This is a genomic window from Micromonospora sp. NPDC005710, from assembly GCF_040630995.1.
Lineage (GTDB): Bacteria > Actinomycetota > Actinomycetes > Mycobacteriales > Micromonosporaceae > Micromonospora.
This window is the reverse complement of the sequence record NZ_JBEXYP010000010.1, coordinates 168407-180669: the sequence shown is the minus strand read 5'-3', so window position 1 is coordinate 180669 and position 12263 is coordinate 168407. Positions and strand designations below refer to the sequence as shown.

Annotated in this window: 11 protein-coding genes; 9 read left to right on the top strand and 2 right to left on the bottom strand. The window is 70.1% G+C overall.

Annotated elements, in window-relative coordinates:
* Positions 1-78: 78 nt before the first annotated feature.
* Together ABZ406_RS16350 and ABZ406_RS16345 are read left to right on the top strand one after the other, a co-directional pair.
* Positions 79-1806, top strand: coding sequence for an IlvD/Edd family dehydratase (locus ABZ406_RS16350; protein WP_357761640.1), 1728 nt, complete (start codon positions 79-81; stop codon positions 1804-1806).
* Positions 1807-1918: 112 nt separating this feature from the next.
* Positions 1919-2905: a LacI family DNA-binding transcriptional regulator gene (locus ABZ406_RS16345; RefSeq protein ID WP_357761637.1), complete on the top strand. Its 987-nt coding sequence runs from the start codon at positions 1919-1921 to the stop codon at positions 2903-2905.
* A gap of 89 nt (positions 2906-2994) precedes the next feature.
* Here the strand turns inward: ABZ406_RS16345 and ABZ406_RS16340 are convergent, their stop codons facing one another.
* Positions 2995-4713: a cellulose binding domain-containing protein gene (locus ABZ406_RS16340; RefSeq protein ID WP_357761634.1), complete on the bottom strand. Its 1719-nt coding sequence runs from the start codon at positions 4711-4713 to the stop codon at positions 2995-2997.
* Positions 4714-4887: 174 nt separating this feature from the next.
* Complete coding sequence (locus ABZ406_RS16335) at positions 4888-5823, bottom strand: hypothetical protein (RefSeq protein ID WP_357761632.1); 936 nt, start codon at positions 5821-5823, stop codon at positions 4888-4890.
* A gap of 249 nt (positions 5824-6072) precedes the next feature.
* Between ABZ406_RS16335 and ABZ406_RS16330 the strand changes: the two genes are divergently transcribed.
* The 7 genes from ABZ406_RS16330 to ABZ406_RS16300 all read left to right on the top strand — a co-directional run bounded on the left by ABZ406_RS16330 (position 6073) and on the right by ABZ406_RS16300 (position 12247).
* On the top strand, positions 6073-6900 hold the full coding sequence (locus tag ABZ406_RS16330) for an SAM-dependent methyltransferase (RefSeq protein ID WP_357761629.1): 828 nt from the start codon (positions 6073-6075) through the stop codon (positions 6898-6900).
* Between the two features lie 201 nt (positions 6901-7101).
* Complete coding sequence (locus ABZ406_RS16325; protein ID WP_357761626.1) at positions 7102-7638, top strand: hypothetical protein; 537 nt, start codon at positions 7102-7104, stop codon at positions 7636-7638.
* A gap of 8 nt (positions 7639-7646) precedes the next feature.
* Positions 7647-8531, top strand: a complete 885-nt coding sequence (locus ABZ406_RS16320) for a pyridoxal-phosphate dependent enzyme (protein ID WP_357761623.1) — start codon at positions 7647-7649, stop codon at positions 8529-8531.
* Positions 8532-8747: 216 nt separating this feature from the next.
* Positions 8748-9377, top strand: a complete 630-nt coding sequence (locus ABZ406_RS16315; protein WP_357761620.1) for a VOC family protein — start codon at positions 8748-8750, stop codon at positions 9375-9377.
* A 265-nt stretch (positions 9378-9642) separates the two neighbouring features.
* Positions 9643-10404: an ABC transporter permease gene (locus ABZ406_RS16310; protein WP_357761617.1), complete on the top strand. Its 762-nt coding sequence runs from the start codon at positions 9643-9645 to the stop codon at positions 10402-10404.
* Between the two features lie 33 nt (positions 10405-10437).
* Positions 10438-11484, top strand: a complete 1047-nt coding sequence (locus tag ABZ406_RS16305) for an ABC transporter substrate-binding protein (protein WP_357761614.1) — start codon at positions 10438-10440, stop codon at positions 11482-11484.
* Positions 11468-12247, top strand: a complete 780-nt coding sequence (locus tag ABZ406_RS16300) for an ABC transporter ATP-binding protein (RefSeq protein WP_357761611.1) — start codon at positions 11468-11470, stop codon at positions 12245-12247. The genes ABZ406_RS16305 and ABZ406_RS16300 overlap by 17 nt, the downstream gene beginning before the upstream one ends.
* The last annotated feature ends 16 nt before the right edge of the window (positions 12248-12263 follow it).

Sequence of the window (12263 nt, the reverse complement as noted above, 5' to 3'; positions counted from 1 at the left end):
CCGGCGCCACCCGATCCACCACACGCGCATTGACCGCCGCACCAGACGCGGCCGGACGAAGAACGGAGAGGTGTGCTGATGTCGACGACCAATCGACCGCTGCGCAGCGGGGAGTGGTTCGGTGCGCAAGGCCGCAACGGGTTCATCCATCGGTCCTGGATGCGCAACCAGGGGTTCGCTGACGACGTCTTCGACGGTCGCCCGGTGATCGGCATCGCCACCACCTGGTCGGAGCTGACACCCTGCAACGCCCACCTGCGCGATCTTGCCGAATCGGTGAAGCGGGGAGTGTGGGAGAGCGGGGGCCTGCCGCTGGAGTTCCCGGCGATGAGCCTGGGCGAGCCGCTGATGCGTCCCACGACAATGCTCTACCGCAACCTGCTGGCGATGGAGTTGGAGGAGTCGGTCCGCGCCAACCCGCTCGACGGGGTCGTCCTGCTCTCCGGCTGCGACAAGACCACGCCCGGCCTGCTGATGGGAGCGGCGAGCGTCGACCTGCCGACACTGATGCTGACCGGCGGTCCGATGCTCAACGGCAAGTTCCGCGGCCAGGACATCGGCTCCGGGACTGTCGTCTGGCGCTTCACCGAGGAGATGCGGGCCGGCCGGATGACAGCGGCCGACTGCTCCGAGGCCGAGGTCGGCATGTCCCGCAGCCGAGGCCACTGCATGACAATGGGTACGGCGTCCACGATGGCCTGCGTGACCGAGGCGCTCGGTGTGCAACTGCCGGGCGCGGCGGCCGTGCCGGCGGTCGACTCGCGGCGGTACGCGCTCGCGCAGGCCGCCGGCCGCCGGATCGTCGCCATGGTGGAACAGGACCAACGGTTGTCCTCGGTGCTCACCAGACAGGCCTTCGAGAACGCCGTTCGGGTCAACGCCGCGATCGGTGGTTCGACAAACGCTGTCGTGCACCTGCTCGCGATCGCCGGGCGCCTCGGCGTCCCCCTGTCGCTGGAGGACTTCGACGTCCTCACCGCCGACGTGCCGATGCTCGTCAACCTCATGCCGTCCGGAAAGTACCTGATGGAGGACTTCGCCTACGCGGGTGGCCTTCCGGTGGTGATGAAGGAACTCGCCCCGCTGCTGCACATGGACCACGTCACCGTCAGCGGCAGGAGCGTGGCGGAGAACGTCGACGGCGCCCAGTGCTGGAACCGGGACGTCATCGGCACCATGGAGGAGCCGTTCCAGCCGGCCGGTTCGGGCACTGTCGTGCTGCGCGGGTCGCTTGCGCCGTCCGGGGCGGTGCTGAAGGTCTCCGCCGCCTCGGCGCACCTTCTCACACACACCGGCCCTGCGCTCGTCTTCGACCGGATCGAGGAGTATGTCGTCGCCGCCGACGACCCGGGCCTCGACGTCACCCCCGACACGGTGATCGTCGTCCGCAACGCCGGGCCACGGGGCTACCCGGGCTTCCCGGAGGTGGGCAACGTGCCCATGCCACGACGGTTGCTCGCCGACGGCATCACGGACATGGTGCGGATCTCCGACGCGCGGATGAGCGGCACCGGCTACGGCACCTGCATCCTGCACGTCGCACCGGAGGCGTCGGTGGGCGGCCCTCTCGCGCTGGTACGCACCGGTGACCTCGTCTGCGTGGACGTCACGACGCGCCGCCTGGACCTCCTGGTCGACGACGCGGAACTCGCCAGACGCCGTGACGCCTGGCGACCCCCACCGCCGGTGGCCGACCGGGGTTGGGTACGGCTCTACAGTGAGCACGTCCTCCAGGCGGACAGCGGCGCGGACCTCGACTTCCTCGTCGGCGGCAGCGGCAGCGCGGTGCCCCGTCACTCACACTGACGGCCCCGAACCGACGAGGCCCACGAGGAACTGAATCCATGGAAGAACGGACGGCCCGCCAGTGCGAGTTCACGCAAAGGTCGCCGTGACGGCGGCCGACCGGCCACCGGTCATGGCAGACGTCGCTCGCCTGGCGGGCGTGTCACACCAGACCGTGTCCCGGGTCATCAACGGGGCACCCAGCATCAGGCGGGAGACCCGGGACCGGGTCCTCGAAGCCATCCGACGACTCGACTACCGCCCCAACACCGCCGCCCGCGCCCTGGTGCGGGGACGCTCTGGAATGATCGGCATCATCGGCACGGCCAGGACACTGTTCGGTCCGACGAGCATCCATCGCAGCGTCGAGGACGCGGCCCGCGCCGCCGGCTACTTCGCCACCTCGGTGAGCCTGTCCGAGGTGACGGTACGGGCGCTCAGCGACGCCACCGAACACCTCATGCGCGTCGGTGTGGAGGGCGTCGTGATGATCGCCGGTAACGACGAGGCCCTCGAGGTGGTGCGCATGACGCGCTCGAGTGTTCCCTTCGTCGTCGTCGAGGGGGATCTGTCCAGGGCCAGCGTGACCGTCGGCGTCGACCAGGTGCTCGGTGCCCGGATGGCCACCGACCACCTGCTCGAACTCGGACATCGCGAGATCGTGCACGTGAGTGGCCCGCTCAACTGGGCGGAGGCGCGCGCCCGTCTGGAAGGGTGGCGTCAGGCGATGAGTGCCGCTGGCATCCGCCCGCCGGAGCCGGTCGAGGGCGACTGGAGAGCGTACAGCGGCTACGCCGCCGGGCTCCGGATCGGTGCGATGCGCGGGACCACAGCGGTGTTCGCCGCCAACGACCAGATGGCCATCGGCGTGCTGCGCGGGTTGCACGAGCGTGGGCGGCGGGTGCCGCAGGACATGTCAGTGGTCGGATTCGACGACGTCCCCGAGGCGCCCTTCCTCATCCCGCCGCTGACGACGATCCAGCAGGACTTCGACGCGGTCGGTCGACGAGCCATCACCGCCGTCACCCAGGCCATCGACGACACGGTGCCGCAGCGGCTGCCGCTTGTCGTTCCCAAGCTCGTGGTGCGGCAGAGCACGGGCCCGCCGACCGCCACCTGAACCGCCGTCGCTGAAGGCCCGGCCGCCCACCGACGGGCGGGAGCCCCGGCTCGGCCGGGGCTCCCGTGATCAATGGTGGTCGGGGGTGTTCAGAGGGTGAAGACGAGGGTGGAGATGCTGCGGGCGCCGACGTTGATGGTGGCCTGACCGCCGTTGACGCTTGTGGGCTGGCTGGCCGCGTTGGCGTTCTGCGAGGTGAGATAGTGCTCGGCCCGGCTGACGTTCTGCGGGGCCTGGATCACGGCGTTGTTGACCGCGCTGTTCGAGCGGTTGAGGATCACCAGAGTGATCTTCCCGTCTCCCTGGTAGGCCGTCACCTCGAGCGGTGAGGCCTTCGAGCTCTTCGTCAGGGCGACGCGCTGGTAGCCGGGGCGGACGTACTTCGCATACTGCGAGAAGGCGTACCCGCGCTTGAGGGGTGCGCCGGCGACGGTGCCGAACGCCGACTCGCCGTCGCCGATGAAGGAGTAGTAGCGCTTGCCGTACCACCAGATGTAGGCGTTCCAGTTGGCCTCCATCGACTTGTGCACGGTGCGCATGATGTCGTCGAGGGTCTCGTTCCAGACCGCCGCGTTGGCGGAGTTGCCCCAGATGTTGGAGCCGCCACCGTCGGCGGCGTGCAGGTTCCACTCGGTCATCCACACCGGCTTGTTGTACTGCTGGGCCAGGGAGTACGGGCGTAGCCGGCCGGACTCCTCGGTGCCGTACAGGTGTCCGCCGATGTAGCCGATGTTGTTGCGGGCGGTCGCGTCGTTCAGGGTCGGGTCGGTGAAGTTGTAGTTCAGGTTCACCGCCTCGGCCACCATCAGCTTGGTGTTCTGCACCCTGGTGCCCTGGTCGCGGACGAAGGTGCGCAGCTCGGTGCCGCTCCAGTCCATCGAGTCGTAGTCCGGGTGCCAGTCCGGCTCGTTCTGCACGGAGGTGACGTCGATCGGCACGCCCTGGCCACGCATGTACTGCACGTAGCTGTTGAGGTGGTTGGCGTAGTCGTCGTAGTAGTCGGTCTTCAGCTTGCCGCCGTTGACGCGGCTGTTGTTCGTCTTCCACGCCGCCGGCGCGGTCCACGGTGAGGCGAGGATCTTGACGTTCGACCCGTACGACTTCGCCGTCTTCAACGAGTTCACGTGCGTCGCCCACTCGCTGGATTCCGGTGACAGGCCGGTCCGTACGATCGACAGCCCCAACTGGTTGGCACCCATCCCGACCAACGTCTGGGTGTCCGTCGTCGACCAGGCGCTACCCCAGATGGACTGTGCGGCTCCGAACCCGTCGACTGTCTGGTATTTGGTCGCGCTGTTCACTGTGATGTCCGCCGGCCCGCTGGGGGGCGGAGTCGTCGGCGGTGGGTCAGTCGGCGGGGGCGTCGTCGTCGGGGGCGGAGTCGGCTCCGTGCCGCCGGTGCAGCCCACCCCGTTGAACGCGAAGGTGGTGGGATCGGGGTTGCTGCCGGTCCAGGATCCGTTGAATCCGAACGACACCGTCCCGTTGGTCGGGATGGCCCCGTTGTAGCTGACGTTCCTGGCGGTGACCGTGGTGCCGCTCTGCGTCAGTGTGGTGTTCCAGGCCTGGGTGACGGTCTGGCCCGCGTTGTAGTTCCAGGCCAGCGTCCAACTCGTCACCGCGTCATCGCGATTGGTGATGGTGACGTTCGCGCCGAACCCGCCCTGCCACTGCGACGACACGCTGTAGGTGACCGAACAGCCGGCGGCAGCGGCTCCCGCCGGCACCGCCACCGCGACGCCTGCCGACGCCAGCAGGACGGCGCCGGCCGACACCAGTGCGGCGTTCACTCTTCTGCTTCTTCTCATGGAACTCCTCCGGAAGTGGTGGTGGTATCCACGCCTCGGGAGGGCTCGCAGTGGGCGAGTTTCAGCAATGGTGGGGTGGTGGTGAATTGGGAGCGCTCCCAGGTGCTTGATTCAGAAAGCTAATTCCGATAGCGACGTTTGTCAATGCAACAAGGGCTGCGCCCAGCGGAGCGGTCACCGGCCACAGGCACCGCACTGCCGGCGAGTGCGCAGGTGGTAGTCGGTGGAGCCGACAACCAGGCCCAGCCCCATCACGAGGTACGCCGACATCGCCACCCAGAGGAACGCGTCGGAGAACTCGCTGTGCGAGCCCGACGTCACCTGCACCATGCCCATGCCGAAGTAGGCCGTGATGCCCGCGCCGAGCCCGAAGCCGGGCACCAGCAGCACGAGGCGGGGAATCGTCCGGCCGGCGAGCAGCGGCACCCACCCCGGCCAGACCTCACCCCAGTGGTGCACCAGCGCCAGCGGCAACAGCACTCCGGCCAGCACCAGGCCGATCTCCAACCCGAACAGGGCGGCGCTCTGGTCGACACTGTCGAAGCCCACCACGAACTGGGCCGCGAAGCGGGTCACGAGACCGCCCACCGCGGCCCACGCGGCCCAGCGCGCCCACCGCGCGGGTGCCGAACGCCGCGTACCCGGTTGGACCGTCCGGCAACAGTCCGGGCATTCGCCTCTGGTGCGTCGCTGGTAGCGCGCGGTGGCCAGGCCGAGCAGGACCGCTCCGGTGACACACCCGAGCCGGCTGGCGAACGCCAGTGGGTCGAAGAACGGGCCGACGGTGAACAGCAGGAAGCCCACCAGTTCCGGCAGCAGGATCGCGGCCGCCGCGACCAGCGACCCGGCCACCGTCCAGGCGAGCCCCGCGAGCGCGGGCCACCAGGTCGCCACCCGGTCCAGGGCAACTGCCAATCCGCCCGCCGCCGCGCACAACGCCACCGACCACCAGCCGGTGAAGCCGAGCAGGTCCAGCCCGAGCCGCCCGAACTCCGGAGCCTCGCCGACCGTCCAGGCCAGACGCACGCCCCCGTATGCCACGGCCCAGCCGAGCACTGCGTACGTCAGGCCGTGGACGGCCCGACCGACGATCGATGTCGATGTCGTCATGCACCCGATCCTTCCGGCGATCCGCACCCGGCGGGCCCCGCCCACAGGGGACGGCTCTCCCTCGCGGTAGGGAGAGGCCGACGATCCGGTGGCCGCCACCACATCCCGGAGCGGTCCGCTGTGGAGGGACCGGGTGTGGTGGGGATCCTCGGCCTTCTATACCGTGGCACGGTCACGGGTGGCCACTTCCTCGACCGGGTCTCCCGCGACGACGTCGCGTGCACGTTGGACAGGGGGTACGTCGTGACAATGGAAACGCCGACGACCGGCCGGCCCGAGGCCGGTGAGGCAGGGTCACAGCAGAAGATCGACACGTCGGTGCCACACTCGGCACGGATCTGGAACTACTGGCTCGGCGGCAAGGACAACTTCGCCGTGGACCGCGAGGCCGGGGACCAGTATCGCCAGGTCTTCCCCGGCGTCGTCGACGTGGCCCGGGCCTCCCGGCAGTTCCTCGTCCGCTCGATCACGTTCCTCGCCGCCGACGCGGGCATCCGCCAGTTCCTGGACGTCGGCACCGGACTGCCAACCGCGAACAACACCCACGAGGTGGCCCAACGGGTCGCACCGGACGCGCGGATCGTCTACGTCGACAGCGACCCGCTGGTGCTGGTGCACGCTCGCGCCCTGCTGGTGGGCACGGCCGAGGGCCGGACCGCCTACATCGACGGCGACCTGCACGACCCGGCCGCGGTCATCGCCGAGGCCGGCAGGACGCTCGACTTCACCCAGCCGATCGGTCTCATTCTCAGCGGCGTCATGGGCCACGTGCCCACCTACGAGACGGCCCGTTCGATCACCCAACAGTTGGTGGCGGCGCTGCCGAGCGGCAGCTACCTCTCACTGAACGACGGCACGAGCCTGATCAGCGCCGAGATGCAGCAGGCGCAGGACGACTACAACGACAGCGGAGCGACCCCGTACACCCTGCGCTCACCCGACGAGATCGCCGGCTTCTTCGACGGCCTGGACCTGGTCGAACCCGGCGTCGTGCCGTGCCCGCAGTGGCGACCGGACGACGCTGTCGACACGCCTGCCGACATCGACGCCTTCGGCGGGGTGGGCCGCAAGCGCTGACGCTGCTTCCCGACGACGCTGGGCAGCCGTGCCACCTGAGGTTGGGCGGCGACGGACGGCCACGAGGCTGACGCGGCGGTGCGGCACACGGCAGTCCCCGCCGGGTTCAGGCTCAAACCGACCCGTGACCCGCGGGACGACAGCTCGTGGCTCGGCGGTGTCCCGGGGTGTAGGTGACCGCACGGGGGGTAGGGCCCGCACATGCTGAAGAGAGCGGTGTGGCAGGGACTGGCGGCGGGTCTGGCCGGGGCGGCGGTGATGACCGCCGCCGAGAAGGTCGAACAGCGGGTGACCGGTCGACCCGACTCCTACGTGCCAGCCCTGGTTCTGGCCCGGCTGACCGGTCTGCCGGAATCCTCCGGACAGCCGCCCCGGTGGCAGAACCTGGCGATGCACTACGGCCAGGGTGCGCTGGTGGGCGTGCTGCGCAGTGTCATGGCACAGGCCGGGCTGCGGGGGGCCTGGGCGTCGACGATGTTCACCGCGCTGCGCCTGAGCAACGACCAGATCCTGGAGAACGCCACCGGGGTGGGGGCGCCCCCACCGACCTGGCCCCGCTCCGAATTCGTCATCGACGTGGTGCACAAATCCATCTACGCGTTCGCCACCGGAGCGGTGGCCGACGCGCTCGCCGCCCGCGACGGGGTGGGACCGGGGCAGCGGCACGCCGCGATGCGTCCTGGTCGTCACTCGGACGTCGGCCCGTTGCCCCGGGCAGCCTGGGCGCGTGGTGCTTAGCTGAACAGATGATCACACCCGTTTCCCTCGGTACCTGGCCGACGCCGCTGGAGGCCGCGCCCCGGCTCGCCGCCCGGCTGGGCCTGGCCGAGCTCTGGTTCAAGCGTGACGATCTCAACGGCCTCGGCGGGGGCGGCAACAAGATCCGCAAGCTCCAGTACACGTGCGGGCAGGCGATCGCCGTCGGTGCCACCACCGTCATCACCTCTGGGGCGCCGCAGAGCAACCACGCCCGGCTCACCGCGGCGGCGGCCGCGCGGCTCGGCCTGTCCTGCGTGCTGGTACTCGCCGGCCCGCCCCCGGAACGTCGACGAGGCAACCTGCTGCTCGACGGGCTCGCCGGCGCGGAGATCGTCTGGAGCGGGGAGCGTCCGCCCGCCGAGGTGGTGAAGGCCGAGGGCGAGCGACGTTCGGCGTACGTCATCCCGTTTGGTGGCACCTCCCCGACGTCCGTGCAGGGGTATGTGGACTGCGGCCGTGAGCTGCGGGCCCAGTTGGAGGACGCCGACGGCGTCGAGGTCGTGACGGCGCTCGGCTCCGGCGGGACGATGGCCGGCCTGGTGCGGGAGCTGGGCCCGCAGCGGGTGATCGGCGTGGACGTCGGGGCCGTGCCGGACCCACTGGCGACAGTCGCCGGGCTGCTCGTCGGTGAGGTCGAGCCGGGCGCGCTACGGATCGACGGCACGCAGGTGGGCGCGGGGTACCGCACGCTCACCGACGCCGCCCGTACGGCGCTGGAGGTGACAGCGCGTACCGAGGGGGTCTTCCTGGACCCGACGTACACCGGTCGGGCGATGGCGGCGTTGCTGGCCGGCAGCTTCCCGCGCGGCGACCGGGTCGTCTTCCTGCACAGCGGCGGGTTGCCGGGACTTTTCGGCCACCCCGAGGTGTAGGGGACGTGCCCGCGCGCCCGGCACCGGCCAGGACACCGGGGGCTGAGCGGGCATGCGCCGATGTCGAACGGGTACGCCGCCGTGGCCCCGGGGGCCGGCGGAACGCCCCGGCTGACCGCTCCTACGCAGCCGAGGAGCACCGACATGCCAATCGCGGGGCGGGCCCGACTCACACCGACGGTCTCCCTGGTGCTGATGATCAGAGAGGGAGGGGCGATGAGCCCGAAGGTGGCCCAGGGCGAGGCGAGCGCGACGGCGCGGATCGAGAGCCTCGACGTCAGGCTCGAGGTGATCGTCATTCCGGTGTCGGACGTCGACCGGGCGAAGGCGTTCTACGAACGGCTCGGGTGGCGGCCCGACCAGACGCCGCCCGGGATCGTCCAGTTGACGCCGCACGGCTCGCCGTGCTCCGTACAGTTCGGCGTCGGCCTCACGTCGGCGGCACCCGGCTCGGCCGTGGCGTACCTGGTCGTGTCCGACATTCAGGCGGCCCACGACGCGCTCGTCGCCGCCGGTGTCGAGGTCGGCGACGTCTTTCACGTCAGCCCGGACGGCCCGGCCGACGGGCTGGATCCGGAGCGGCGCAGCTACGTCTCGCGCGCCACACTGCGCGACCCGGACGGCAACACCTGGCTGATGCAGGAGATCACGACAAGGCTTCCCGGACGCATCGACAGCGGCCTCACCTCGTACGGCTCCACGAGCGACTTGGCGAGCGCCCTCCGGCGCGCGGCCGACGCGCACGGCGAGCACGAGAAACGTACGGGCGAGCATGACGACAACTGGCCCGACTGGTACGCGGCGTACATGGTCAGCGAGCAGTCGGGGGCCAAGCCGCCCGAGTGAGCCCTTGCTGATCGACGTGCTGCCGGTGAGTCGGACGATTCGCCGGCAGCACCGTTTCCGGGGCGGGCGATGTACCGAGGGATTCCACGCAGTGGACGATCCCTTGTATATACCCTACTAAGACTGTAGGAATAGTAGGTCATCTTCGTCGGGAGAAGCCGTGACAGTTGTTTCCGCAGTACAGACCGCGCCCGCCGACAGCGGTGTCGCACCACCGGCGCGCCCGGCGCGCGATCATCGGCGAGCCGGCCGGTGGCGACGCGTCGTGCTCCGCGTCGTCTCCCTTCTGGGCCTGCTGGCCCTGTGGCAGATCCTCGCGGTGCTGACCGACAACCCCACGTTCATACCGTCACCGGGGGCGGTGTGGGACCGTCTCGTGCAGACCTCCACCACCCATGACGGTGTCCGCGGCTACAGCGGGCACCTGCTCATCGAGCACCTTGGCGTCAGTCTGCGCCGCATCCTGATCGGCTCGGTGGTCGGCGTTGCGGCCGGGCTGGTGCTCGGCCTGGTGATGGGCACCGTCGCCTGGGTGCGGGTCGCTACCGAGCCCATCGTCACCTTCGTCCGCGCGCTGCCACCATTGGCGTACTTCAGCCTGTTCATCATCTGGTTCGGCATCGACGAGACGCCGAAGCTGTGGCTGTTGTCGATTGCCGCGCTCCCCCCGGTCGCGGTCGCCACCGCCTCCGCCGTCAAGGCCGCGCCCACCACCCTCGTCGAGGCGGCCAGGGCGCTGGGCGGCGGACGCTGGGCGGTCACGCGCGACGTCGTGCTGCCACACGCGCTGCCGGAGATCTTCACCGGCGTCCGCCTCGCGGTGGGCATCGCGTACTCGTCGGTGGTCGCGGCCGAGACCATCAACGGCGTTCCGGGCATCGGCGGCATGGTCCGCGACGCGCAACGGTACTCGCAGACCGACGTGGTGGTGCTCGGCCTGTTCGCCATCGGCCTCTCCGGCCTCCTCATCGACGCACTGCTGCGTACCGCTGAGGACCGGCTCGTTCCCTGGCGCGGTCGAAGCTGACCCGCTGATTCCCCTTCTCAGAACGGACGTCCCGTGCGTAGACCGATCATCAGAATCCTCATCGCGACCGCTCTGCTCGTGGCCGCCGTGCCCCTCACGGCGTGCGGCGACGGCGCCGCCAGCGGCGGCGGTGATCCGCAACGCAAGAGCCTCCGGCTCGCCTACCAGGCGTTCCCAAGCGGCGACCTGATCGTGAAGAACCAGCAACTGCTGGAGAAGGCACTACCGGGCTACAAGATCACCTGGACCAAGTTCGACTCCGGCGCGAGCATCAACACCGCATTCGCGGCCGGCAGCGTGGACATCGCCGCGATCGGCTCCAGCCCGGTCGCCCGGGGCCTGTCCGCGCCACTGAACCTGCCCTACCAGGTGGCCTTCGTCCTCGACGTCGCCGGTGACAACGAAGCGCTTGTGGCGCGCAACGGCACCAACGTCGCCACCATCGCCGACCTGCGGGGCAAGAAGATCGGCACCCCGTTCGCCTCGACCGCGCACTTCAGCCTGCTCGCCGCCCTGGAGCAGGCCGGAGTGAAGGAGAGCGAGGTGACCCTCGTCGACCTGGAGCCGCAGGACATCCTCGCCGCCTGGACCCGGGGTGACCTCGATGCCGCGTACTCCTGGCTGCCCTCCCTCGACGAGTTGAAGGAGACCGGCAAGGTGCTCGTGAGCAGCCGAGAGCTGGCCACTGCCGGCAAGCCCACACTGGATCTCGGCGTGGTCTCCACCGCCTTCGCCGACGCGCACCCGGAGGCCGTCGACGCCTGGCGCAAGGCCGAGGCGAAGGCCCTCGACCTCATCGCGAACGATCCGACCGCAGCGGCGACCGCCGTCGGTCGTGAGCTGAACCTGGACACCGCAGCGGCCCAGCACCAGCTGAGTCAGGGCGTGTTCCTCAAGCCCGCCGACCTGGCCAGCCCCGAGTGGTTGGGTTCGCCCGAAAAGGTCGGCGCGCTCGCCGACAACCTGTACAACGCGGCGGTCTTCCTCAAGGGGCAGAAGAAGATCGACGCCATCCCGGACCGGTCGGTGTTCGAGGCCGCGATCTACACCAAGGGTCTGCCGAATGTCCTCCAACCCTGACGCCGCGGTCGAGGTCCGCGACGTCACCCACGCCTACGGGAGCGGCTCGGCGGCGGTCACCGCCCTCGGCCCGGTCGACCTCCGCGTGCCGCCGGGCGCCTTCCTGGTCATCGTGGGCGCCTCCGGCTGCGGCAAGACGACGTTGCTGCGGCTGATCGCCGGTTTCGAGCGGCCGACAGTCGGCACGGTGACCGCGGCCGGCGGGTCACCGGTGCCGGGACGTAACGCGGGTCTGGTCTTCCAGCAACCACGGCTGCTGCCGTGGAAGACGGTCGGCGGCAACGTCGGGCTCGCGCTGCGCTACGCCGGTGTCTCCCGCCCGGAGCGGTCCCGCCGGGTTTCCGCGCTGCTGGACCGGGTCGGCCTGCCGCGCGTCGGGCACCGGCGCACCTGGCAGCTCTCCGGCGGTCAGCAGCAGCGGGTGGCCATCGCCCGGGCACTGGCCGTGGACAACCCGTTGCTGCTGCTCGACGAGCCGTTCGCGGCCCTCGACGCGCTGACCCGGGAGCGGTTGCAGGAGGACCTGCGTCAGGTCAGCGCGGAATCCGGCCGCACGTGTGTGTTCGTCACGCACAGCGTGGACGAGGCCGTGTTCCTCGGCAGCCGGGTGATCGTCCTGACCCGCCGGCCCGGTCGGGTGGCCCTCGACCTCGACGTCGATCTTCCACGCACCGGCGTCGAACCGGACGAGTTGCGTGGCTCGCCGGAGTACGCGGCCCTGCGCGCCACCATCGGCCACGCCGTACGTGCCGCCGCCACCTGACAACGAAAGGGGCACC